Source organism: Jiangella alkaliphila, assembly GCF_900105925.1.
In the GTDB taxonomy this organism is placed as follows: Bacteria; Actinomycetota; Actinomycetes; order Jiangellales; family Jiangellaceae; genus Jiangella; species Jiangella alkaliphila.
In genome coordinates this window covers 2,823,613-2,845,560 of sequence record NZ_LT629791.1, presented here as the reverse complement: position 1 = coordinate 2,845,560, position 21,948 = coordinate 2,823,613, and the positions used below count along the sequence as shown (strand labels likewise).

20 protein-coding genes are annotated in these 21,948 nt (G+C 72.5%); 12 read left to right on the top strand and 8 right to left on the bottom strand.

What is annotated here, in order from left to right:
- The first annotated feature begins 210 nt into the window (after positions 1-210).
- From BLV05_RS13220 to BLV05_RS13200, 5 genes are read left to right on the top strand one after another with little or no spacing between them, the layout of a single operon-like run.
- Positions 211-921 (top strand): MIP/aquaporin family protein, encoded by a 711-nt coding sequence (locus BLV05_RS13220; RefSeq protein WP_172860645.1) that lies wholly within the window; start codon positions 211-213, stop codon positions 919-921.
- 52 nt (positions 922-973) lie between these two features.
- On the top strand, positions 974-2,482 hold the full coding sequence (gene glpK, locus BLV05_RS13215; protein WP_046769728.1) for a glycerol kinase GlpK: 1,509 nt from the start codon (positions 974-976) through the stop codon (positions 2,480-2,482).
- Positions 2,483-2,527: 45 nt separating this feature from the next.
- Positions 2,528-3,820: a 3-phosphoshikimate 1-carboxyvinyltransferase gene (aroA, locus tag BLV05_RS13210; RefSeq protein ID WP_046769729.1), complete on the top strand. Its 1,293-nt coding sequence runs from the start codon at positions 2,528-2,530 to the stop codon at positions 3,818-3,820.
- Positions 3,820-4,839, top strand: coding sequence for a ribosome small subunit-dependent GTPase A (rsgA, locus tag BLV05_RS13205; RefSeq protein ID WP_046769730.1), 1,020 nt, complete (start codon positions 3,820-3,822; stop codon positions 4,837-4,839). Before aroA ends, rsgA begins: the two co-directional genes overlap by 1 nt.
- A 17-nt stretch (positions 4,840-4,856) precedes the next feature.
- The gene (locus BLV05_RS13200) at positions 4,857-5,684 is read left to right on the top strand and encodes an inositol monophosphatase family protein (RefSeq protein ID WP_046769731.1); all 828 of its coding nucleotides are present in this window, start codon (positions 4,857-4,859) and stop codon (positions 5,682-5,684) included.
- A gap of 1 nt (position 5,685) precedes the next feature.
- On the opposite strand, the gene BLV05_RS13195 is transcribed toward BLV05_RS13200, so the two are convergent.
- Entirely contained in the window at positions 5,686-7,206 is a 1,521-nt protein-coding gene (locus BLV05_RS13195; RefSeq protein ID WP_046769732.1) for an MFS transporter, read from the bottom strand.
- 71 nt (positions 7,207-7,277) lie between these two features.
- Between BLV05_RS13195 and BLV05_RS13190 the strand changes: the two genes are divergently transcribed.
- Entirely contained in the window at positions 7,278-7,883 is a 606-nt protein-coding gene (locus BLV05_RS13190) for a TetR/AcrR family transcriptional regulator (protein WP_046769733.1), read from the top strand.
- Here BLV05_RS13190 and BLV05_RS13185 read toward each other — a convergent pair.
- A complete protein-coding gene (locus BLV05_RS13185; protein WP_052762623.1) occupies positions 7,835-9,076 on the bottom strand; it encodes an AI-2E family transporter in 1,242 nt (413 codons plus the stop codon). The genes BLV05_RS13190 and BLV05_RS13185 overlap by 49 nt on opposite strands.
- 176 nt (positions 9,077-9,252) lie before the next feature.
- On the opposite strand from BLV05_RS13185, the gene BLV05_RS13180 reads away from it, so the two are divergent.
- The 4 genes from BLV05_RS13180 to BLV05_RS13165 all read left to right on the top strand — a co-directional run bounded on the left by BLV05_RS13180 (position 9,253) and on the right by BLV05_RS13165 (position 15,730).
- Positions 9,253-10,107, top strand: coding sequence for a hypothetical protein (locus BLV05_RS13180; RefSeq protein ID WP_046769735.1), 855 nt, complete (start codon positions 9,253-9,255; stop codon positions 10,105-10,107).
- Positions 10,108-10,140: 33 nt separating this feature from the next.
- On the top strand, positions 10,141-12,810 hold the full coding sequence (locus BLV05_RS13175) for a sigma-70 family RNA polymerase sigma factor (protein WP_152690831.1): 2,670 nt from the start codon (positions 10,141-10,143) through the stop codon (positions 12,808-12,810).
- A gap of 252 nt (positions 12,811-13,062) precedes the next feature.
- Positions 13,063-13,320 (top strand): WhiB family transcriptional regulator, encoded by a 258-nt coding sequence (locus tag BLV05_RS13170; RefSeq protein WP_111256804.1) that lies wholly within the window; start codon positions 13,063-13,065, stop codon positions 13,318-13,320.
- 262 nt (positions 13,321-13,582) lie between these two features.
- Complete coding sequence (locus BLV05_RS13165) at positions 13,583-15,730, top strand: MMPL family transporter (RefSeq protein WP_083421316.1); 2,148 nt, start codon at positions 13,583-13,585, stop codon at positions 15,728-15,730.
- On the opposite strand, the gene BLV05_RS13160 is transcribed toward BLV05_RS13165, so the two are convergent.
- From BLV05_RS13160 to BLV05_RS13150, 3 genes are read right to left on the bottom strand one after another with little or no spacing between them, the layout of a single operon-like run.
- On the bottom strand, positions 15,714-16,937 hold the full coding sequence (locus BLV05_RS13160) for an RNA polymerase sigma factor (protein WP_046772151.1): 1,224 nt from the start codon (positions 16,935-16,937) through the stop codon (positions 15,714-15,716). The genes BLV05_RS13165 and BLV05_RS13160 overlap by 17 nt on opposite strands.
- Before the next feature lie 29 nt (positions 16,938-16,966).
- Positions 16,967-17,344 carry a YciI family protein gene (locus tag BLV05_RS13155; protein ID WP_231948813.1) on the bottom strand — a complete coding sequence of 126 codons (378 nt, stop codon included), beginning with the start codon at positions 17,342-17,344 and terminating at the stop codon, positions 16,967-16,969.
- Positions 17,345-17,367: 23 nt separating this feature from the next.
- The gene (locus BLV05_RS13150) at positions 17,368-17,781 is read right to left on the bottom strand and encodes a DUF1761 domain-containing protein (protein ID WP_046772153.1); all 414 of its coding nucleotides are present in this window, start codon (positions 17,779-17,781) and stop codon (positions 17,368-17,370) included.
- Positions 17,782-17,931: 150 nt separating this feature from the next.
- Between BLV05_RS13150 and BLV05_RS13145 the strand changes: the two genes are divergently transcribed.
- Together BLV05_RS13145 and BLV05_RS13140 are read left to right on the top strand one after the other, a co-directional pair.
- Positions 17,932-18,333, top strand: a complete 402-nt coding sequence (locus BLV05_RS13145) for a hypothetical protein (RefSeq protein WP_046772154.1) — start codon at positions 17,932-17,934, stop codon at positions 18,331-18,333.
- 71 nt (positions 18,334-18,404) lie between these two features.
- Positions 18,405-19,577: an MFS transporter gene (locus tag BLV05_RS13140; protein ID WP_046772155.1), complete on the top strand. Its 1,173-nt coding sequence runs from the start codon at positions 18,405-18,407 to the stop codon at positions 19,575-19,577.
- Here BLV05_RS13140 and BLV05_RS13135 read toward each other — a convergent pair.
- The 3 genes from BLV05_RS13135 to BLV05_RS13125 form a co-directional block, all read right to left on the bottom strand.
- A complete protein-coding gene (locus BLV05_RS13135; RefSeq protein ID WP_082155751.1) occupies positions 19,567-20,205 on the bottom strand; it encodes a VOC family protein in 639 nt (212 codons plus the stop codon). The genes BLV05_RS13140 and BLV05_RS13135 overlap by 11 nt on opposite strands.
- Before the next feature lie 30 nt (positions 20,206-20,235).
- Complete coding sequence (locus tag BLV05_RS13130) at positions 20,236-20,922, bottom strand: hypothetical protein (RefSeq protein ID WP_152691062.1); 687 nt, start codon at positions 20,920-20,922, stop codon at positions 20,236-20,238.
- Between the two features lie 91 nt (positions 20,923-21,013).
- Positions 21,014-21,928, bottom strand: coding sequence for a LysR substrate-binding domain-containing protein (locus tag BLV05_RS13125; RefSeq protein ID WP_046772157.1), 915 nt, complete (start codon positions 21,926-21,928; stop codon positions 21,014-21,016).
- Positions 21,929-21,948: the final 20 nt, after the last annotated feature.

Here is a 21,948-nt window from a genome sequence, read left to right as displayed (position 1 = left end):
CATAAAGCGGTCGAATGCCGCCAAGGCTCGACATGTCGGCACGACCCGTCAGCGGCACCCCGCAACACGCTACCCGCTCAGGTCGCGGAGAACGTAGACAGTTGCTCTACGCACCAGTAAGTTCCGAAGAGACCCTTGGCAACGTTGCCGAGACCAGCCGGGACACCGGGGACGCCACGGCCGTTGTCGTCAACGGAAGCGGAGGTTCACATGGACCTGAGTTTCGGCGACATCTTCCAGCCCGAGTTCCTCGGCACCGCCATGCTGACCCTGTTGGGTTGCGGCGTGGTGGCGACCGCGATCCTCACGCAGAGCAAGGGACTCGGCGGCGGCTGGTTGCTCATCAACTTCGGCTGGGGCCTCGCGGTCTTCGCCGGCGTGTACGTGGCGTTCGACTCCGGCGCCCACATCAACCCCGCCGTGACGATCGGCATGGCGGTCGAAGGCACCACCGAGTGGTCCGACGTGCCGGCCTACCTGCTCGCGCAGTTCGCCGGAGCGTTCGTCGGTGCCGTGGTCTGCTGGCTGGCGTTCAAGCAGCACTTCGACGCCGAAGAGGACAAGGGCAAGCAGCTCGGCGTGTTCTCGACCGGCCCGCAGATCCGCAACCCGCTGTGGAACACCATCACCGAGGTCGTCGGCACCTTCGTCCTGCTGTTCGTCATCTTCTCGTTCGGCAACTCGCCGGCCGACCTCGGCCCGCTGCCCGTCGCCCTCCTGGTCGTCGGCATCGGCGCCTCTCTCGGTGGCCCGACCGGCTACGCCATCAACCCGGCCCGTGACCTCGGCCCCCGCATCGCGCACTTCCTGCTGCCGATCAGGGGCAAGGGCCCGAGCGACTGGGGCTACGCCTGGGTGCCGATCGTGGGCCCGATCATCGGCGGCATCCTCGGCGCCCTGCTCGCCAGGGCGATCTACTGATCGCCTGTCCCCGGATACTGCCTGCCCCCGAACGACGATGTGAGGAGAAGGGATGACTCAGTACGTAGCCGCCATCGATCAGGGGACCACATCCACCCGGTGCATGATCTTCGATCACTCCGGGCGGGTGGTCTCCGTCGACCAGCGGGAGCATCGGCAGATCTTCCCGCAGGCCGGCTGGGTGGAGCACGATCCGGAAGAGGTCTGGCAGAACACCCGTGAGGTCTGCGCGGGCGCACTGGCCAAGCGGGACCTCGTCACCAACGACATCGTGGCCGTCGGCATCACGAACCAGCGCGAGACGGCCGTCGTCTGGGACCGCACGACCGGCAAGCCGGTCTACAACGCGATCGTGTGGCAGGACACCCGCACCGATCGCATCGTCGACGAGCTGGGCAAGGACGGCGGACCGGACCGGTATCGCGCCCGGACCGGCCTGCCGCTCGCGACGTACTTCTCCGGCCCGAAGGTGAACTGGATCCTCGACAACGTCGAGGGCGCCCGGGCCAAGGCCGAGGCCGGCGACCTGCTGTTCGGCAACATGGACACCTGGGTGTTGTGGAACGCCACGGGCGGTCCGGACGGCGGGCTGCACTACACCGACCCGACCAACGCCTCGCGCACCATGCTGATGGACCTCGACACCTTGTCGTGGGCCGAGGACCATGCGGCCGACATGGGCATCCCGCTGTCGATGCTGCCGGAGATCCGGTCGTCGTCGGAGGTGTACGGCAACATCCGCGAGCGCGGCGCGCTGGGCGGCGTCCCGGTCGCCGGGATCCTCGGCGACCAGCAGGCGGCCACGTTCGGCCAGGCCTGCCTGTCGCCGGGCGAGGCGAAGAACACCTACGGCACCGGCAACTTCGTCCTGCTGAACACCGGGACGGAGAAGGTGATGAGCGAGAACGGCCTGCTCACCACCGTCTGCTACAAGATCGGCGACAACGCCGCCGTCTACGCGCTGGAGGGCTCCATCGCGGTCACCGGCTCGCTGGTGCAGTGGTTGCGCGACAACCTCGGCATCATCGGCGCGGCGCCCGAGATCGAGCCGCTGGCGCGCAGCGTCGACGACAACGGCGGGGCGTACTTCGTCCCGGCGTTCTCCGGTCTGTTCGCGCCGTACTGGCGCTCCGACGCCCGGGGGGCGATCGTCGGGCTCACCCGATTCGTCAACAAGGGACACATCGCCCGCGCGGTCCTGGAGGCCACGGCCTTCCAGTCCCGCGAGGTCATCGACGCCATGAACGCCGACTCCGGCGTGGCGCTGACGTCGCTGAAGGTCGACGGCGGCATGGTCGCCAACGAGTTGCTCATGCAGTTCCAGGCCGACATCCTCGGCGTCCCGGTCATCAGGCCGGTCGTCGCGGAGACGACGGCGCTCGGCGCGGCGTACGCGGCGGGCCTCGCGACCGGGTTCTGGGGCAGCGAGGACGACATCCGCACCAACTGGGCGCAGGACAAGCAGTGGGACCCCGACATGGACGACGCCCACCGCGAGAAGATCTACCGCACCTGGAAGAAGGCCGTCACGAAGACCTTCGACTGGGTCGACAACAGCTAGATCTCGGAGGTCGGTCGTCGGGGCACCCGATAGGCTGGGTGCCCGATGACCGACACCACCGCCCCGCTCTGGCCTGCACCGACCGCCGTCACGCCGGTCGACGCGACCATCGAGCTGCCCGGGTCCAAATCCATCACCAACCGCGCGCTCGTGCTCGCCGCGCTCGCCGACGCCCCGTCGCTGGTGCGGCACCCGCTGCTGGCGCGCGACACCCGGCTGATGATCGACGCGCTGCACGCGCTGGGCACCGGCATCGTGGCCGACGGTGACGACGTGCGCGTCACGCCCGCGCCGTTCCGCGGCGACACCGCCGTCGACACCGGCCTGGCCGGCACCGTCATGCGGTTCGTCCCGCCGGTCGCGGCGCTGGCCGCCGGTGACGTCCGGTTCGACGGCGACCCGCACGCCCGCAAGCGGCCCATGGGCACCGTGCTCGACGCGCTGCGGGCGCTCGGCGTCAGCATCGACGACGACGGCCGCGGCCTGCTGCCGTTCACCGTCGCCGGCGCCGGCGCGGTCCCCGGCGGCGACGTCACCATCGACGCGTCGGCGTCGTCACAGTTCGTCAGCGGGCTGCTGCTGTCCGCGCCGCGCTACGACAAGGGCGTCACCGTCCACCACGACGGCAAGCCGGTCCCGTCGCAGCCGCACATCGACATGACGGTGGGCCTGCTGCGCGAGCGCGGCGTCGAGGTCGACGACGCCACGGCGAACACCTGGCGGGTCGAGCCGGGCGTCGTCCGGGCCGTCGACACCGTGGTCGAGCCCGACCTCTCCAACGCAGCGCCGTTCCTGGCCGCCGCCGTGCTGACCGGCGGGACGGTCCGGGTGCCGCGCTGGCCCGCGTCGACCACGCAGCCGGGTGCGGAGCTGCGCGACCTGCTGGCTCAGATGGGCGCCGACGTGTCGCTGTCCGGCAACGGCGTGCTGACAGTGCGCGGCGGCGGCACGGTGCTCGGCCTCGACGCCGACCTGCACGACGTCGGCGAGCTGACCCCCGTCCTGGCGGCACTGGCCGCCGTCGCCACCACGCCGTCGCACCTGCGCGGCATCGCCCACCTGCGCGGGCACGAGACCGACCGGCTGGCGGCGCTGGCCGCGGAGATCAACGGGCTGGGCGGCGACGTCACCGAGACCGCCGACGGCCTCGACATCCGGCCGGTGCCGCTGCACGCGGGCGTGTTCCACAGCTACGCCGACCACCGCATGGCGCAGGCCGGCGCCGTCCTCGGGCTGGTCGTGCCGGGCGTCGAGGTCGAGGACATCGCGACCACCGCCAAGACGCTGGCCGACTTCCCCGGCATGTGGGCCGCCCTGCTCGGCGAGCCGACGGCGTGATGGCCCGGCGGACCGCCGCCTCGTCCTACGACGAGCGCGACGTCAAGGTCCGCCCCGGCCGCGGCTCGCGCCCGCGCAGCAAGCTCCGGCCGGCTCATGCCGACGCCAGGTCGGGCCTGGTCATCGCCGTCGACCGCGGCCGCTACACCTGCGTCGTCGAGCCCGACGGGCACACCGTCACGGCCATGACCGCACGCGAGCTGGGCCGCAAGGCCGTCGTGGTCGGCGACCATGTCGGCCTGGTCGGCGACGTGTCCGGCCAGACCGGCGCGCTGGCCCGCATCGTCCGGGTCGAGAAGCGCACGACAGTGCTGCGGCGCAGCGCCGACGACGACGATCCGGTCGAGCGGGTCATCGTCGCCAACGCCGACCAGCTCCTCATCGTCACCGCCGTCGCCGACCCCGAACCCCGGCCGCGGCTGATCGACCGCGCCCTGGTCGCCGCGTTCGACGCCGGCATCGAGCCGCTGCTTTGCATCACCAAGGCCGACCTCGCCGACCCCGCGCCACTGGTCGACGCGTACGCACCGCTGCAGGTCCCCGCCGTCGTGGCGCGCCGGTCGCCGGGCACCGAGGCGACAGACGTCCGCGAGGTGGCCGAGTACCTGCGCGACCACGTCACCGTCCTGATCGGCCACTCCGGCGTCGGCAAGTCGACACTGGTGAACGCGCTGGTCCCGGGTGCCGACCGCGCCACCGGGCGGGTCAACGTCGTCACCGGGCGAGGCCGGCACACGTCGACCAGCGCGGTCGCGCTGCCGCTGCCGGGCGGCGGCTGGGTCATCGACACCCCGGGCATCCGTTCGTTCGGGCTCGCTCACGTCGACCCGGACCGGCTCATCCTCGCCTTCCCCGACCTCGCCGCCGAGACCGAGGACTGCCCCCGCGGCTGCACCCACGCCGACGGCGCACCGGAGTGCGGGCTCGACGCCGCGCTGGCGGCCGGCCGCGTCGACCCGGACCGCCTGGCGTCGTACCGCCGCCTGCTGGCCAGCCGTGACCGTCAGGTCGGGGATTGACGGGTGTCCGACGGTCCATGGACCCGTCAGACACCCCTCAGCGTGTAGGTTGGCCGATCGTGGCCCACGACGACGACATCCGCTTCGCTCACGTCCTGGCCGACGACGCCGACTCGCAGACGATGTCCCGCTATCGGGCTCCCGACCTGCGGGTCGAGACCAAGGCCGACCAGTCCCCCGTCACCGACGCGGACAAGGCGACCGAGGAGGCGATCCGCCGCACCCTCGGGCGGGCGCGCCCCCGCGACGCCGTCGTCGGCGAGGAGTTCGGCGCCGGCGGCTACGGTGCGCGCCGCTGGGTCATCGACCCGATCGACGGCACCAAGAACTACCTGCGCGGCGTGCCGGTCTGGGCCACCCTGATCGCGCTGATGGTCGAGGACCAGGTCGTCGCCGGCGTCGTGTCGGCGCCCGCGCTGGGCCGGCGCTGGTGGGCGGCGCGCGGGACCGGCTCGTACACCGGCCGGTCGCTGTCATCGGCGACCCGCTGCCGGGTGTCGGACGTGTCGACGCTGGAGCGGGCGTCGCTCTCGTTCTCGTCGCTCGGCGGCTGGGAAGAGCGCGGCCTGCTGCCGAACCTGCTGGACCTCACCCGCGCCTGCTGGCGCACCCGCGCCTACGGCGACTTCTGGTCGTACATGCTGCTCGCCGACGGTGCCGTCGACATCGCGACCGAGCCGCAGCTGGCCCTGCACGACATGGCCGCCCCCTCGATCGTCGTCGAGGAGGCCGGCGGCCGCTTCACCAGCCTCGCCGGCGACCCCGGCCCGCTCGGCACCGACGCCCTGGCCACCAACGGCCCCCTCCACGACGACGTCCTCGCCCGCCTGGGCGCGGCGGGCTGAATCACTCCGGAACGGCGACGGCGACCGGCCGGCGCCGCAGCGCGACCGTGGCGGTCAGCGCGACGATCGCCAGCACGACCGCCCCGACGGCGGCCGTGACGGTGAACCCCTCGGTGAACGCCACCCGAGCCGCCTCCAGCAGCGCCTCCGCCTCGCCCGCGGGCAGCGTGTCGGCCACCGCGACCGCCCCGCCCAGCGACCCGGTCGCCGCTTCCGTCGCGCCGTCGACGGACTGACGCAACGAGTCGCCGTACACCGCCACCGCGACGCTGCCGAGGACCGCGATGCCGGTGGCGGCGCCCAGCTCGCCGGCGGTCTCCGAGGTGGCCGCGGCCGAACCGGAGCGCTCGGGCGGCGCCGACCCGAGGATCAGGTCGATGACCAGGCTGGCCGCCATGCCGACACCGGACACGAGGACCGTGTAGCAGGCGATGACGACACCCACGGCGGAGTCGACCTCGACGGTCATGGCCACCAGCGCGAAGCCCAGCGCGGCCACCGCGGCCCCGATGCCGACGACGACGCCCGGCGCGATGCGGCGCGCCAGCAGGTTCGCCACGGCGATGCCGACGATGGTGCCGCCGACGGTCGGCAGCATCCACAGTGCCGCGGTGAACGGCCGGATGCCGAGCACCACCTGCACGTACTGGACGGCGATCGCCCCCATGCCCGCGGTGCCGAACGTCACGGCGGCGTTGGTCACGACGGCGGCGCTGAAGGCCGGGCTGCGGAACAGCCGGACGTCGATCATCGGGTCGTCCAGGGACCGCTGGCGCCGGACGAAGACGACGCCGAGGACCACGCCCGCGACGATCGCGGCCACGGCGAGCGCCGAGACGGCCGCGTCGGCCGCGATCTCCTTGATGCCGTAGATCACCGGGAGCACCGCGGCCAGTGACAGCACGGCGCTGGCGACGTCGATGCCGCCGTGCCCGGGGTTGCGCGACTCCGGCAGCAGCAGCGGCCCCACGATCAGCAGGAGCACCATGACGGGCAGGTTGATCAGGAACACCGAACCCCACCAGAAGTGCTCGAGCAGCAGCCCGCCGATGATCGGCCCGACGGCCACGCCGCCGGTGAAGGCCGCGGTCCACACCCCGATGGCGGCCCGCCGCTGGTTCGGGTCGTGGAACATGCCGCGGATCAGCGACAGGGTCGACGGCGCCAGCGTCGCGCCACCGATCCCGAGCAGCGCCCGGGCCGCGATCAGCGTCTCCGGGGTGGTCGCGTAGGCCGCCAGCAGTGACGCCGCGCCGAACGCCACGGCGCCGGCAAGCAGCAGCCGGCGGCGCCCGATGCGGTCGCCCAGCGAGCCCATGGTGATGAGCAGCCCGGCCATCAGGAAGCCATAGACGTCCATGATCCACAGGAGCTGCGTGCCGCTGGGCTCCAGATCGGCACTCAGCCAGGGCGCCGCCATGAACAGCACGGACAGGTCCATCGACGCCAGCAGCGCCGGGATGGTGAGGACGACGAGGCCCACCCACTCCCGGCGGCCGGCCCGCTCAGCGATCTCGGTCATGATCGGGACTATACAAATGTCTTATACATATGTCTATGACGGGCGTATAGATTTCCGTCTACACTGGGCCCATGGGACACCGCGAGGAGCTGCTCGCCGCGGCGCAACGGCTGCTGGCGGAGAAGGGCTTCGCCCACATCACCGCCCGCGACCTGGTGGCCGAGTCCGGCACCAACCTGGCCTCCATCGGCTACCACTTCGGCTCGAAGGACGCCCTGCTCAACGCCGCGATCATCGACTCGTTCGACCACTGGGACAACCACATCGAGGCGGCCATGCAGGCGCGCTCCGGTGACACCCCGCTGGACCGGCTGGAGGCGTTCCTCGCCGGGCTGCAGAGCGGGCAGGACGGCAACCGCCCGATGATGGTGGCCAGCCTGCAGGCCATCGCCCAGTTCGAGTACGCACCCCAGCTGCGCGACGACCTCGCCCGCACGTACGCGGAGACGCGGCGCGAGCTCGCGGCGCTGGTGTACGAGCGGGACCCTTCGGCCATCGACGACGAGACGGCGCGCACCGTCGGCTCGATGGCACTGTGCCTGATCAACGGCATGGTGCTGCAGTGGCTGATCGATCCCGCGGCGGCGCCGTCGGCGGCCGACCTCGCCGCCGCGCTGCGCGCGCTGGCTCAGCCCGGCGCGACCGGTGGTGGCCGTTCCCGGGTCGACGCCAGGTAGCTGCCGACGGTGTTGACCAGCGCGATGATCGGCACCGCGATGATCGCGCCGATGATCGAGCCGGCCAGCGTCCCGATGGCGACGGCGACCGCCACGGCCAGCGGGTGGACGCGCACCATGCGGCCGAGGATGAACGGCTGGAACACGTTGCTCTCGACCTGCTGCACGACGATGAGGCCGGCCAGCACGACGATGGCGATCAGCAGCCCTTGCGTCACCAACGCCACCAGCACGGCCACCGTCCCGGTGACGAATGCGCCGATCAGCGGCACGAACGCGCCGAAGAACACCAGTACGCCGAGCGGCAGCGCCAGCGGCACCTGCAGGATGAACAGCAGGACCGTGATGGCGACGGCGTCGAACAGCGCCACCAGCACCGTGCCGCGGATGTACTGCCCGAGCGTCAGCCAGGCGACGTCGCCGGCGGCCGCCGCGCGCGCCCGGGTCCGCGCCGGGAACAGCCGCACGACCCACGTCCAGATGCGCTCGCCGTCGTACAGGAAGAAGATCAGCGCGAACAGCGCCAGTGCCAGCCCGACCAGGATCTCGATGGCGACGGTGGCGGCGGTGGCGGCCTGCTCGGTGACGGAGCTGTCGTCCTGGAAGACGTTGACGGCGCGGTCGATGTAGCTGTCGAGCTGTGCCTCGTCGATGCTGAACGGCGGCCCGGACAACCAGTTGCGGATCTCTTGCAGGCCCTCCTCGGCCTGGTCGACGACGTCCTGGAACTGGCCGCCGACGGCGTTGCCGACCAGTGTCAGCGACCCGACCACGACGAGCAGGAACCCGACGAAGACGACGGCGGCCGCGGGGCCGCGCGCCCAGCCAGCCATGCGCAGCCGGCGGACCAGCGGCTGCAGCCCGGCGGCCAGCAGCAGGCCGGCCACCAGCGGGAAGATCACGACCCGCAGCTCCCACGCGAGCCAGCCCACGCCGGCGACCGCCGCGGCGATGAGGATCAGCCGCCAGCTCCACTCGGCGGCGTCGCGGACCACCTTCGGCACCGGGTGGGTCTCGGGAGGCCGCGGCGCGGGCTCTGACGAGGGCGGCGGCGGAACGGGGCCGGGCTCGGACGCCGCGGCGGACGCGACCGCCTCACCCAGCGAACGCGGTGCGCCGTCGGGCGGCGGGGCCTGCTGACCGGCCGCGGCTTGCGCGAAGCGCTGGCGGACGTCGGTCAGCCAGCGGGTCATTCGCACCATGCGGTCAGGCACAAGGGTCAGCCTGACATACCGATCCGACAGCCTGGGCGGTGCGGTCGGGGGCGGCGGAGAAATTCTTCCCGATCCCGCGTCATGATCCGGCCCGGCCGCCGTCGTGGTGGGAGAAGGGTCGGACGAAGCCTGCGCGAGAACGGGGAGTTCCGAGGATGACGATGTTCAACCACGACGAGGTTCCGGTGACATCGTTGCTGGCAGCCTGGCTGGAGCGGCCGGTGCCGGCGAGCGCGGGCGACGACGGACCCACATCTGCGAGCCGGGCGGAGGAGACGACCGGGGAGTCGCCTCCGCCCGGCGTCGAAGCGGTGGTGGACGCGTTGACGGCCGACGTGCCCAACGCGGACGACATCGCGCACGGCCTGACGGTGTTCGCCTGGGAGCGCGCCACCACGACCCACGACCTCACCTGTCTGCTGGACGAGGTGGACGAGTTGTGGGACGTGCTCGAGACGTCGGCCGGCGCCCCACTCGCACGGCTGACGGCGCGGCACCGGCTGGTCGACGCCTGGGTCGACGCGGTGGCCGCCGAGCGGGGCTCGCCCGGCCTCGATCCGCTCTCCGGGCTGCACACCGCCGGCTATCTCTACGGGCGCGTGCACGAGCTCGACCGGCTGTCCGGGATCGAGCCCATGGCCCTGGTCCTGCTCGTCATGCGGTGGGATCCGGCGGACGGCCCATGGCGGCGGATAGCCCGCGTGCTGCAGGCGGCGTCGGCGCTGCGGTCGCGCGTCCGGCCCACCGCGACGCTGAGCCAGGTCGGCACGACGATGGCCGTGGCCCTCGTACCAGACGATGCGCAGGCACGGGTCGAGCGGATCACCTTGACGAAGGCGGTCGAAACCGGTGAACTGAGCACAGCACATGTGCGGGTCGACGTCTTCGCTGTCCCGGACTCCAGGGCACGATTGCCTGAACTCGTGACTGGGCTGCTTGGGGGGGCTAGTGTCGATCATGAGAGCAGGCCGTCCGGGTTGCGTCATTCAGGGAGTGGTTCCCTGGACTGAGCTGCCTGGGTGTAACCGGGATAGCGAGATCAGGTGACGATTCCAGCAGACGCCGCCAGCGACGAACAGCTCATAGCGCGCACGCGCGAAGGCGACATGGGCGCCTACGACGAGCTGTACCGTCGGCATGTCGACGATGCGTCGAAGGTCGCCCGAATCGTCACGAACAACAGCGACGAGGCGCAGGACGTCGTCGCCGAGGCGTTCACCCGCTGCCTCACCCGGCTGCGCGAGGGCGGCGGTCCCGACCTCGAGTTCGCCCCGTACCTCAAGACGGTGGTGCGGCGGCTGGCCATCGACCGCCACCGCAGCTCGCAGCGCGACGGCTCGCAGACCGACCCGTCCATCCTCGACATACTGCCGCACACCGACGACGCGATGGCCCGCTCGACCGACCGCCGGCTGGTCCGCGACGCGTTCGAGACGCTGCCCGAGCGGTGGCAGCAGGTGCTGTGGCACACCGAGATCGAGGGCCGCTCGCCGGCGTCGCTGGCGCCCGCGCTGGGCAGCTCCGCCAACGCCGTCGCCGCCCTGGCCTACCGCGCCCGCGAGGGCCTGCGGCAGGCCTACCTGGCGGTGAACCTGTCCGCGGAGGTCCAGCCCGACTGCCGGCCGTACGCGCCGAAGATCGCGTCGTACGTCCGCGGCACGCTGTCGGCGCACGACACCCGCGAGATGAGCGCCCACCTCTCCACCTGCACGCACTGCCGCGAGCGGCGCGACGAGCTGTTGCTCCTCGTGTCCGACATGCGCGGCATCCTTTGGCCCGCCCTGCTGCTGCCGGCCGCCGGCGTCGCCGCCGGTGCGGTGGCGGCCGGTGCCGGCGCCGCGGGCGGCGGCGTGCTGGCGTTCCTGTCGCCGGCCACCTGGGGCAAGCAGGCCCGGCAGTTCGCGGCCGCCGGTGGCGCCGTCGCGGCCGCCGCCGCCATCATCGTCGCGGCGTTGGCGCTGACCGGCAACGACGACCCCGCCGACCCGCCGGCCGCCGCGCCGTCCGTCAGCGCCGAGCCGGACCCGCCGGCCGAGGACCCGCCCGCCGAGGACCCACCGGCCGAGGACCCACCGGCCGAGGACCCGCCCGCCGAGGACCCGCCCGCCGAGGACCCGCCCGCCGACCAGCCGGTCGCCGACACTCCCGAGGACGAGCCGGAGCCGCCGGCCGAGGACGACCCGCCGGCCGACCAGCCCGAGGTCGAGCCGTCGCAGCCGTCCGAGACGCCGACCAGCGAGCCCACGGAAGAGCCGACCCAGGAGCCGACGCCCGACCCCACCGAGACGCCGGCCGAGCAGCCGCCGGCCGTCGAGCAGCAGCCGCCGTCGAACCCGGTCGTCGTGGCGGGCGAGCCGGTGGTGCTGACGGTCGAGGTGTCCGGCAACCCGCCGCCCGACCTGCAGTGGCAGTACGCCGAACCGCCGTCCGAGACGTCCGGCGAGCAGCCGGCGTCGACGGCGGTCGCGCAGAAGTCCGCGCCGAGGTTCATGTTCGCGCCGACGACGGGCGGTACGCCGTACGCCGACTCCGGCGAGAACCGCGCCGACGACGAGGTCACCGACGAGCAGGACGTGCCCGACGTCCCGGCCGAGGAAGACTGGGTCGACGTCGCCGGCGCCACCACCGACACGCTGGTCATCGAGGAGCCCGGCCGCGACATCGACGGCCGCCTGTACCGCGTCAAGGCGACGAACCCGCTCGGCACCATCACCACCGAGCCGGCCGTCATCACGGTGCAGTACCCGCCGGCCATCGAGGGGCAGCCCGAGAACGTCACGGTCGTCGAGGGCGGCACCGCCGTGTTCGAGGCGACCGCCGTCGCCAACCCGGCCGCCATGACCATCACCTGGCAGGTGCGCGCGCCGGGCGGCGAGTGGGGCGCGCCCGACCCGACGCTCGCGATGGACCGCCAGGAGGGCGTCACGTCGACGCTCGAGCTGACCGGCGTCGGCTCCGACCGCGACGGCTATCAGTACCGCGCGGTGTTCACCAACGAGGTCGGCGAGGCGACGTCCGAGCCGGCCACGCTCACCGTGCACTGGGAGCCGGAGATCACCGAGCAGCCCGAGTCGGTCGAGGCCGGCCCCGGCGACGACGTCGAGTTCACCGCCAGCGCGTCGGCCAACCCCGAGGCCACCTGGGCCTGGGAGAGCGCCACGTCCGCCGACGGCCCGTGGACCCCGGTCCCCGACGCCACCGGCACCGGCCCCGACGCCACGCTGACCCGCACCGGCGTCACGCTCGAGGACGACCACACGCGCTACCGCGCCGTCTTCACCAACGAGATCGGCACGGTGACCACCGACGCCGCCACGCTCGAGGTCGTGCGGGCCGGCCGGTTCGAGATCGACCTCGGCGAGGCCGGCACCCGCTGCATCGTCGTCGACGGCGGCGTGCCCCGGGCCGGCGACTGCGCCGACGCGCCCAGCCGCGGCTGGGAGGTCCCCGGCGATGGCACGATCATCTGGCGCGCGACCGGCCAGTGCCTCGACGGCGTCCACCCCATCGACGCGGTCGTCCTCACCGAGTGCGACGACAGCAACAGCCAGCAGTGGAACCTCGACCCCGAGACGTCGGCGGCCCAGCAGATCAAGAGCGTGAAGTACCACAACTTCGTGCTCGACATCGAGCAGGTCGCCCCTGACGGCCGGGTGATCCTCTTCCCGTCCCACAACGGCATCAACCAGCAGTTCCGGTACATCCAGCCGTAGCGACGCGCAGCCCGGCACCGGCCCGGTGAGCCCCTGAATGGGAGCTCACCGGGCCGGTCCTATTTCCGGCGTTCCCGACCGGTTCGCACGGCCCTTTCATCCGGTTCGTCCGCGGCGCAGAAATTCCTCGAGAAATTCTTCGTCAGGCGCGTCATAGCCGACCCCGATCTCTGTCTTGTCGATCAAAGGCCCTGATCCACTCGACACGACGGCGAAGGGGGAACTGGCCGCATGACCGCATTGGCCGACCACATGAACACGTACGCAGAGGACTGGTTCGAGCTGCGGGACGCATGGCGGGCGTACGCCGCCTGCCGGGGCATGGACACCGACCTCTTCTACCCCGAGGGCCGCGGCAGCACGCTGCGGGCCAGGGAGCAGATCGCCAAGAACATCTGCACGTCCTGCCCGGTCGCACAGCAGTGCCGGGAGGCCGCCTCGGCCCTCCCGGAGCGGTACGGCATCTGGGGCGGCCTGACCGAGGCGGAGCGGGGCTGGTCGCGCCGCTGACGCGCGCGACCACCCGCCACCCCTCACCCCGGCCCACCCCGGATTCACCGCCCGCACGACGCCCTGAATTGGGTGAAGTCACGCGAACCGCGAAGTCGCGATGAACGTGACACGCACCACAAAAGCATTCCATCGATCTTCGGCTCCCGCCGCATTCCGCGGACCAGGCGGGAGCGCCGTCAGAACAATCGTCACCAGAGAGTTACCACCGGAGTTACCGGTCGGTCCTCCCCGCGCCGCCCCAGTTGGCTACCGTCGGATCATGTTCGCTGCGCTGGGCCGTTATGTCGCCCGTCATCCGTGGCAGGTCATCATCGGGTGGGTGGTGCTGGCGGCCGCGGTGATCGCCACCGCCCCCGCCCTCACCTCCACCACCGACGAGGCAGAGTTCCTGCCCGACCATTACGAGTCGATCCAGGCCGCCGAGCTGCAGTCCGATGCCTTCCCGGACCGCACCGAGACGGCCGCGATCATGGTGTTCGACCGCGACGACGGCGAGCCGCTGACCGACGACGACGTCGCGAACGTCGAGCGGATCACGAGCGAGCTGGGCGACCTCGGGCTGCCCGAGCTCGGCGCGTTCACCGCGAACGACCCGTCGGAGAACCGGCTGGTCCAGACCTCGACCATCAGCCTGGCCCAGGACGCCGACCCGTTCGGCGAAGAGATCCTCGACAGCGTCCGTGACCTGCGTGACGAGGCCGAACCGCTGCTGGACGGCACCGGCCTGCGCATGGGCGTTACCGGGTCGGCCGCGCAGAACCTGGACTCCCAGGAAGCGGCCTCGAACGCCGAGGCGATCGTCGGCGCCGTGACGGTGCTGCTCATCCTGGGCCTGCTGCTGATCATCTTCCGCAGCCCGATCATCGCGTTGATGCCGATCGTCGTGGTCGCGGTCATCTCGCAGGTGGCGACCGGGCTGATCGGCTGGGCCAACGAGGCCTTCGACCTGCAGGCCGACTCGTCCATCACGGTGATCCTGATCGTGGTGCTCTACGGCATCGGCACCGACTACATCCTGTTCTTCCTGTTCCGCTACCGCGAAGCACTCAGGCAGGGCCTGGACAGCAAGACCGCCGTCAGCCACGCCATCGAACGCGCCGGCGAGGCCATCGCCTCGGCCGGCGGCGCCGTCATCGTCGCGTTCATGGCGCTGGTCCTGTCCACCCTGGGCATCTTCCGCTCGATCGGGCCGGCCCTGGCCATCGCCGTCGCGGTGACGGTGCTGGCGGCGTTGACGCTGGTGCCGGCGATCGTGTCGCTGCTGGGCACCAAGGTGTTCTGGCCCTCGAAGGCGTGGAAGACCGAGCCGAAGGCCGCCCGGTTCGGCGCCGTCGGCGACTCCCTGGGCCGCCACCCGGTCCGCTTCGCCGTCGTGTCCGGCCTCGTCCTCGCCGGCCTCACCGTGCTCGCGTTCGGGTTCAAGCCCACGTTCGACCTGTCCGACACCGGCGTCCCCGCCGACGCCGAGTCCTCCGTCGCGCTGGAGACCCTGCAGACCGGCCTCCCACCGGGCGCGACCGACCCCACGTCGGTACTGCTGCACTCCACCACCGGCGATCCCATCGACGCGGCCGATCAGGCGGCGTTCGGCACCGCCCTCGGCCAGGCCACGGGCGTGGCGCAGGTGTCAGAGCCCACCGCGACGCCCGACCAGACCACGGCCATCTACAGCGTCGTGCTGGACTCCGACCCGACCTCCGACGCGTCCATGCAGAACGTCGAAGGACCCATCCGCGACACCGCCCACAACGCCGCACCCAACGGCACCGAAGCACTCGTCGGCGGCACCACCTCAGTGTTCGTCGACCTCCAAGACGCGATGAACCGCGACTACTCCGTCGTCTTCCCCGTCGCCGCCCTCATCATCATGATCATCCTCGCCGTGCTGCTGCGCAGCCTCGTCGCACCCTGGTACCTCATGGCCTCGGTCGGGCTCGGCTTCGGCGCCACCCTCGGCGCCACCGTGCTGCTGTTCCAGACCATCCAAGGCGACGACGGACTCATCTTCATGCTGCCCATCTACATCTACCTCTTCGTCGTCGCCCTCGGCACCGACTACAACATCCTCATGGTCGCCCGCCTACGCGAAGAAGCCCGCAACGGCCTCGAACCACGCCAAGCCGCCGCCATGGCCGTCAGACACGCCGGACCCACCGTCGCCGCCGCCGGCGTCATCCTCGCCGGCACCTTCGCCTCACTCATGCTCGGAGGCAACGCCCTCCTCGTCTCCATGGGCTTCGCCATCTCCTTCGGCATCGCCGTCGCCGCCTTCATCATGGCCATGTTCTTCACCCCAGCACTCACCGCACTCATCGGGCACGCCGCCTGGTGGCCCGGCCACGGCGACCGGCGCGACGAGCCGGCGCCCGGCGGAGGCGAGGACCAGCTGGTCAGGTCCGCGGACTGAGCTCGCGCAGCCGCCCGCGCAGATGCCGCTGCTCGGCCGGGTTGGTGGTGAGCCGGAGCGCCCGTTCGAATCCCGCGCGGGCGCGCTCCGGCTCACCGGCCCGGGCCAGCAGCTCGGCGCGGGCGGCGTGCCAGAGGTGGTAGCGGTCGAGCCCGGCGACGCCGTCGAGCACGGCCAGCCCGGCCCGCGGCCCGTCGGCCATCGCGATCGCCACGGCCCGGTTCAGCGTCACGACGGGTGACGGCGCCAGCTCCTCCAGGCGGGTGTAGGCGCGGGCGACGGCCGGCCAGTCGGTGTCGGCCGCCGTCGGCGCGTTGGCGTGCAGCGACGCGATGAACGCCTGCACCTGGAACGGGCCGGGAACGTCACGGCCCAGGGCCCGCGCCAGCAGCGCGTTGGCCCGGCCGATCAGCGCGCCGTCCCACGCCGTGCGGTCCTGCCGCTCGAGCAGCACGAGGTCGCCCGCGCCGTCCAGCCGGCCGGCCAGCCGGGCCCGGTGGTACAGCTGGAGCGCCAGCAGGCCCTCCACCTCCGGGTGGCCGGGCAGCAGGCCCAGCGTCCGCTCGGTGAGCCGCACCGCGGTGTCCGCCAGATCGGCGCGGACGGCATCGGCGTGCCCGCCACGGGACAGATAGCCCTCGTTGAAGATCAATGACAGCACGGCCAGCAGGACGCCGACCCGCTCGTCCAGCCGGGCCGGCACCCGCAGCGGGATGCCGGCGGCACGGATCTTGCGCTTGGCGCGGACGATCCGCTGCGCCAGGGTCGGCTCCGGCACCAGGTAGGCCGACGCGATCTCCGCCGTCGTGAGCCCGCCTACCAGCCGCAGCGTCAGCGCCACCTGGGTGTCGCGGTCGAGCGCCGGGTGGCAGCACAGCAGCATGAGGCGCAGCTGCTCGTCACCCACCTCACGCTCGTCCACCACGAGCTCCTCCCGCTCCGCGTCGTCCGGCGATTCCGGCGACGGTGTCAGCTGCGGCGCCGCGGCCCGCAGCCGCCGGTCCGCCGCCGCCGCGCGCCGGAGCCGGTCGACGGCGCGGTTGTGGGCGACGGTGTACAGCCAGCCCGGCGGGTTCGCCGGGATGCCCTGCGCGGTCCACGTCTCGACCGCCTGCACCAGGGCGTCCTGCACGCAGTCGTCGGCGAGGTCCAGATCGCCGAACCGCGTGGCGAGCAGGGCGAGCACGTGCCCGCCCTGCTCGCGCATCAGCCGCGTGACGGCGGCGTCGACCTCGTTCAGCCGGCACCGCCCGGTTCGGCGTCGGGCCGGTAGCCGAGCGGCCGCACCTCGACCGTCCCGGCCGGGATCGGGATGGCGGCGGCCAGCTCCAGCGCCTCGTCCAGGTCGGCGGCGCGGACGACGTAGTAGCCGCCGAGCTGCTCCTTGGTCTCCATGAACGGCCCGTCGACGACGGCCGGCTCGGCGCCGAACGCCTTGCGCACCGTCGTGGCCGTCGAGCTCGGCGCCAGCGAGGCGCCGGAGATCCAGTGGCCGCCGTCCATGAGCCGCTTCGCGTAGTCCAGCCAGGGCTGCAGGTACTCGTCGAAGCCAGGCTCTCCGGGTGCGGGCGCGGGGTACTCCTCGCCGGCGATGACGAACATGTACTCCATCATGGTTCCCTTCTCTCCCGGGCCGGTCAGCCCAGCAGTCCGATGATGACAGCCATCACGAGCACCGTGGCGAGCTCGTAGCCGGCGTCGAGCAGCCAGATCCGCGGGTCGCGGCTGGCGAAGAGGTCGTGGACGACCATCCGGGCGGCCGTGAACCCGAGCCACAGCACGCCTGCGGCCAGCAACGCGGCCGGCAGCGCGTCGAGGTCCTGGTCGCGGGCGAGCACGTCCGTGGCGGCGGCGAGCACCACCGCCGTCACGGCCGAGGCCGCGAACGAGCCGCCGTAGGCCAGCGCGCGGTTGGCCGGCGCGTTGGGATCCTTGCCGGTGAGCGCCTGCCACCGCCGCCCGAACACCTCGGGGCGGTACCAGACGGTGCCCACCACCATGGTGCTGAGCGTGGCGAGCACGACGGCCGGCCAGTCGAGCGAGATGTCCATGTCGACGCCTTCCGGCGGGGACCGTCCCCGCCCTCTCGCCCCCATGACGCAGCGGCAGGTCCGGATCGACAGGCTTTCGCCGGAATTTGTTCGGAACGAAAATCCGCAGGTCAGTAGCGGCACGCCGAGGTTTGCGCCACAGTACGAACTATGAAGTGGGGAATCCGCCTGGTACTCGCCGCCGCGGCGCACGGTGTGCTGTTCATGGTCGCCGCCGCGCTGTTCGACAAGTTCAACCTGTCCTTCACCGGCTGGCTGATCGGCACTGCCCTGTTCACCGTCTTCACGATGCTGCTACGCGGGGTCATGTCCTCGCTGGCGCGCAAGTACGCCTCCAGCGCGACGTTCCTCGGCGGCCTGGTGCTGACCTGGGTCGGGCTGCTGCTGACCGACCTGTTCACGCCGCGCGACGACTTCTATCTCGAGGGCTCCGGCACCTGGATCTTCGTCACGCTGATCGTCTGGGCCGGCACCGTCCTCTACGACCAGATCGACGACCGGCTCATCGACGCCGTCCACGCCCGGTCGAAGGGCAACACTGCCAGCGCCTGAGTAAATCGGTCCGGTATCGTGCGGGTCGATTGGCCCTCACGACCGGACCGATCTCTCAATAGCGTCGTGGCATGACCACCGCCACGATCGCCCTCGCACCCGCCACCGCCGCCCTCGACGCACCGCTGATCAGCCGGGCGCTGCTGCTCCGGTTCGTCACCATCATCGGCTCGTCGCTCGGCTTCTACCTGCCGCTCTCGGTCGTCCCGATGGTCGCCGAGGCGGCCGGGTCGGCCGGCACCGCGGGCCTGGCCACCGGCGCGCTGCTGGTCGCGTCCATCGCCGGCGAGGTCGCCACGCCGCGGCTGGTCGCCCGGTTCGGGTACCGGTTCGCGCTGACCGCCGGCCTGGTGCTGCTCGGCGCGCCCACGCTGCTGCTCCTGGCGTCGTCGGACCTGGCGGTCATCGTCGGCGTGAACCTCGTGCGCGGTCTCGGCTTCGGCGTCACCATCGTCGCGGGCGGCGCACTGACGGCGGCGCTGCTGCCCGAGCACCGCCGCGGCGAGGGGCTGGCGCTGGTCGGCGTCGTCGGTGGCGTTCCGGCGCTGGTCGCGCTGCCGTTCGGGGTCTGGGCGGCCGGGCAGTGGGGCGCCGGGACGGTGTTCGCCATCACCGCCGCCGCGACCCTGCTGTGCCTCGTGGCCGTCCCCGGGCTGCCCCGCCGGACGGGCTCGGGCGGCGGGTCGCACGGCGTGCTGGCGGGGCTGCGCGACGCGGGCCTGGTCCGGCCTGCGGCGGTCTTCGCGGCGTCGACGGTCGCGATCGGCGTGCTGGTGACGTTCCTGCCGCTGGCCACGGGCTCGGCGTCGGTGGCGGCGGCCGCGCTGCTGGTCCAGCCGGCGACGTCGACGGCCACGCGGTGGGTCGCGGGCCGGCTCGGCGACCGCTACGGCCAGGGCCGGCTGCTGGTCCCGGGGCTGGTGCTGTCGGGGCTCGGCCTGCTCGGCGTCACCGCGACCGGCGTACCGGCCGCCGTCATCGCCGGCGCCGGGGTCTTCGGCGCCGGGTTCGGGGTGCTGCAGAACGCGACTCTGGCGCTCATGTACACGCGGGTGCGGCCTGAGGGCTACGGCACCGTCAGCGCCATCTGGAACGCCGCCTACGACATCGGCATGGCCGTCGGCGCCACCGGCGCCGGGCTGATCGCGGCCGGGGCCGGCTACCCGGTCGTCTTCGCGCTGACCGCCGCCCTGCTGATCCCCGCGCTGCTGCCGGCCCGGCGCGAGAGCAGCGTCAGGGCGTGACCTGCGCCATCAGGGCCAGCAGCTGATCGTCGACGTCGGTGAAGAGGGCCATCCACTCCTCCATGCCCGAGTCGTGGCGGTGGATCAGGTGCGGCGCCGAGGTGAACACGACGCCGCGCGCGGTCAGCTCGCGGTGGGCCGCCTGGATGTCGCCGACCCGGAAGTAGAGCAGCGACGGCTCAGCACCCGCGCCCTCGTCGCCCGCGCTGAGGAACAGCCGCGTGCCGCCGCAGTCGAAGAACGCGAGATCGCCGAACGTGTAGAGGTGCGGTAGCCCGAGCACGTCGCGGTACCAGGCCACGGCCCGCTCGATGTCCTTCGTGGGCCGGGCGATCTGCCCGATGGGCCCGAGGCGCAGGTCGGTGGTGGTCATGGTGTCCTCACCCTCGTTGGTGACCGCCAGCGCGCTGCCGGCGGGAACGCCGTCCCAGTGGCGCAATGCCCGGCGGTCGGGCAGGCCGAGCTTCGCCAGCGCGTTCGAGACGTGGTACTTCACCGCTTCGACGCTGGTGCCGCGCCGGTCGGCGATCTGCCTGTTGGTCATCCCGTGCCGGACGGCGTCGACCACCCGCCACTCGGCGGGCGTCAGCACGTCTGCGTACCGTGGCCGCCCTCGCGACCTGCTCATGCGTTCACCGTAGCGGCGCGGACCCCCGAATTACCCTCCCCTCACGGCCCCGGCGAGGACGGCGCGCATGTGCCGCAGCCGCGCCGACGACGTCATGCCCATGAAGTGCAGCGCATGCGGGCGCGGCACCGCCGGCCGGTCGGCGTAGGAGGCGACGGCGCTGTTGTAGCACTCCGCGGTGGTCCGCCCGGCGACGTAGGGCTGGTTCCAGCCGGGCGGCAGCCAGGAGGTGCCATCGAGGAACGGAGTGCCGCGGCCCGGCCGGGCCCAGTGGTAGCGCTCGTCGCCGCGATTCCAGCCCAGGGCCAGGAGGACGGCGCCCTGGTCGGCCCACGGCCCAGGCTGGGGACCGGCCGCCTCCACCGCGTCGAGGAGCGCCGTCGCCGCCGGTCCGGCGCGCAGCAGCCAGACCCCGGTGTTGGGGTTGAGCCGGTGCTCGTACGGCACCTGCTCCAGGACCAGCGCCTGGAAGGCGTCGGGGTGCAGGTGGGCGACGACGTCCTCGTCGTCGCGCAGCACCAGGACGTCGGCGTCGAGCCAGAGGGCAATGTCATAGCGCTCCAGCGCGGCACGCAGCAGCGTGATCTTCGCCCACTTGGCCCGCTGCGCCGCCGCGTCGGCCTCGGCGCCGTCGGCGGGCAGCCGCACGGCGTGGACGTCGAAGCCCCAGCGGACGGCGTAGCGGCGGAACGACGGCAGCGCGCACTCCTCGAGCACCGGCCACATCCGTGGCCCGGCCGCCGTCACTATCACCCGGCATCGCGGCGCAACTCCCGCCATGACCGGAAGATGCCCGATTCGTCCGATTTCAACCAGTGCGGCGGGCGCCGGACCCGTCCTCGACGGCGGCGGTCAGCGCCTCGCGGCAGGCGAGGATGGACGGCCGCTGGGCCATGGACCGGCGGGCGGCGGTGAACACCGTCCGGTGCGGGACGCCGTCGAGGTCGACCAGCCGCACGGACGGCGGCCGCCGGGCCCACATGAGGTCGGGGATCAGCGCGACCGCGTTGCCGGTCTCGATCAGCTCGATCTGCGCGGTCAGGTCGGCGGTCTCGAACCGCACATCCGGCTCGAACCCGGCCTGCCGGCAGGCCTGCTCGGCGAAGTGCCGCGACGCCGCGCCGTGCGGCTCGACCACCCACGGCAGCCCGGCGGTGTCGGCCAGCTGGGTGATGTGCGCCCACGCCGCGCCGGGCGGGACGGCCAGCCGGATGGCGTCGTGGGTGAGTCCGACGCGGTCCAGTTCGGGGTGCCACGGCGCGGCGTGGTTCGGGTACTGCTCCGCGACCACCAGGTCGAAGTCGCGGGCGAACGTCTCCATCAGCGCGGTCTCCGGCTCGCGCTGCGTCATCGTGACGCGCAGCCGCGGATGCCGGTCGGCCAGGGTGTGCAGCAGGTCCGGCATCAGCGCCAGCGCGGCGGACTGGAAGACGGCGATGCGGACGGTCCCGGTGGCCTCCTGCAGCGACGCGCGCAGGTCGGACTCGGCCTCCTCCAGCCGCTGCAGGACGGCGGCGGTGTGCTCGACCAGGATCTCCGCCTGCGGCGTGAGCTGCAGCCGCCGGCCGACCTTGCGCAGCAGCGGCACGCCGGCCTCCTTCTCCAGCAGCGTGAGCTGCTGCGACACCGACGACGGGCTCTGGTGCAGGGCCGCGGCGACGTCGGCGACGGTGCCGCGGACGGCCAGCTCGCGCAACAGCCGCAACCGGCGGACGTCCAGCACGGAGCCTCCCTACACTCATA

Excerpts from the sequence above, each read along its gene's own strand:
- BLV05_RS13220 (WP_172860645.1), top strand. The coding sequence starts at position 211 with ATGGACCTGAGTTTCGGCGACATCTTCCAGCCCGAGTTCCTCGGCACC.
- glpK (WP_046769728.1), top strand. The coding sequence starts at position 974 with ATGACTCAGTACGTAGCCGCCATCGATCAGGGGACCACATCCACCCGG.
- aroA (WP_046769729.1), top strand. The coding sequence starts at position 2,528 with ATGACCGACACCACCGCCCCGCTCTGGCCTGCACCGACCGCCGTCACG.
- rsgA (WP_046769730.1), top strand. The coding sequence starts at position 3,820 with ATGGCCCGGCGGACCGCCGCCTCGTCCTACGACGAGCGCGACGTCAAG.
- BLV05_RS13200 (WP_046769731.1), top strand. The coding sequence starts at position 4,857 with ATGGACCCGTCAGACACCCCTCAGCGTGTAGGTTGGCCGATCGTGGCC.
- BLV05_RS13195 (WP_046769732.1), bottom strand. The coding sequence starts at position 7,206 with ATGACCGAGATCGCTGAGCGGGCCGGCCGCCGGGAGTGGGTGGGCCTC.
- BLV05_RS13190 (WP_046769733.1), top strand. The coding sequence starts at position 7,278 with ATGGGACACCGCGAGGAGCTGCTCGCCGCGGCGCAACGGCTGCTGGCG.
- BLV05_RS13185 (WP_052762623.1), bottom strand. The coding sequence starts at position 9,076 with ATGACCCGCTGGCTGACCGACGTCCGCCAGCGCTTCGCGCAAGCCGCG.
- BLV05_RS13180 (WP_046769735.1), top strand. The coding sequence starts at position 9,253 with ATGACGATGTTCAACCACGACGAGGTTCCGGTGACATCGTTGCTGGCA.
- BLV05_RS13170 (WP_111256804.1), top strand. The coding sequence starts at position 13,063 with ATGAACACGTACGCAGAGGACTGGTTCGAGCTGCGGGACGCATGGCGG.
- BLV05_RS13165 (WP_083421316.1), top strand. The coding sequence starts at position 13,583 with ATGTTCGCTGCGCTGGGCCGTTATGTCGCCCGTCATCCGTGGCAGGTC.
- BLV05_RS13160 (WP_046772151.1), bottom strand. The coding sequence starts at position 16,937 with ATGCGCGAGCAGGGCGGGCACGTGCTCGCCCTGCTCGCCACGCGGTTC.
- BLV05_RS13155 (WP_231948813.1), bottom strand. The coding sequence starts at position 17,344 with ATGATGGAGTACATGTTCGTCATCGCCGGCGAGGAGTACCCCGCGCCC.
- BLV05_RS13150 (WP_046772153.1), bottom strand. The coding sequence starts at position 17,781 with ATGGACATCTCGCTCGACTGGCCGGCCGTCGTGCTCGCCACGCTCAGC.
- BLV05_RS13145 (WP_046772154.1), top strand. The coding sequence starts at position 17,932 with ATGAAGTGGGGAATCCGCCTGGTACTCGCCGCCGCGGCGCACGGTGTG.
- BLV05_RS13140 (WP_046772155.1), top strand. The coding sequence starts at position 18,405 with ATGACCACCGCCACGATCGCCCTCGCACCCGCCACCGCCGCCCTCGAC.
- BLV05_RS13135 (WP_082155751.1), bottom strand. The coding sequence starts at position 20,205 with ATGAGCAGGTCGCGAGGGCGGCCACGGTACGCAGACGTGCTGACGCCC.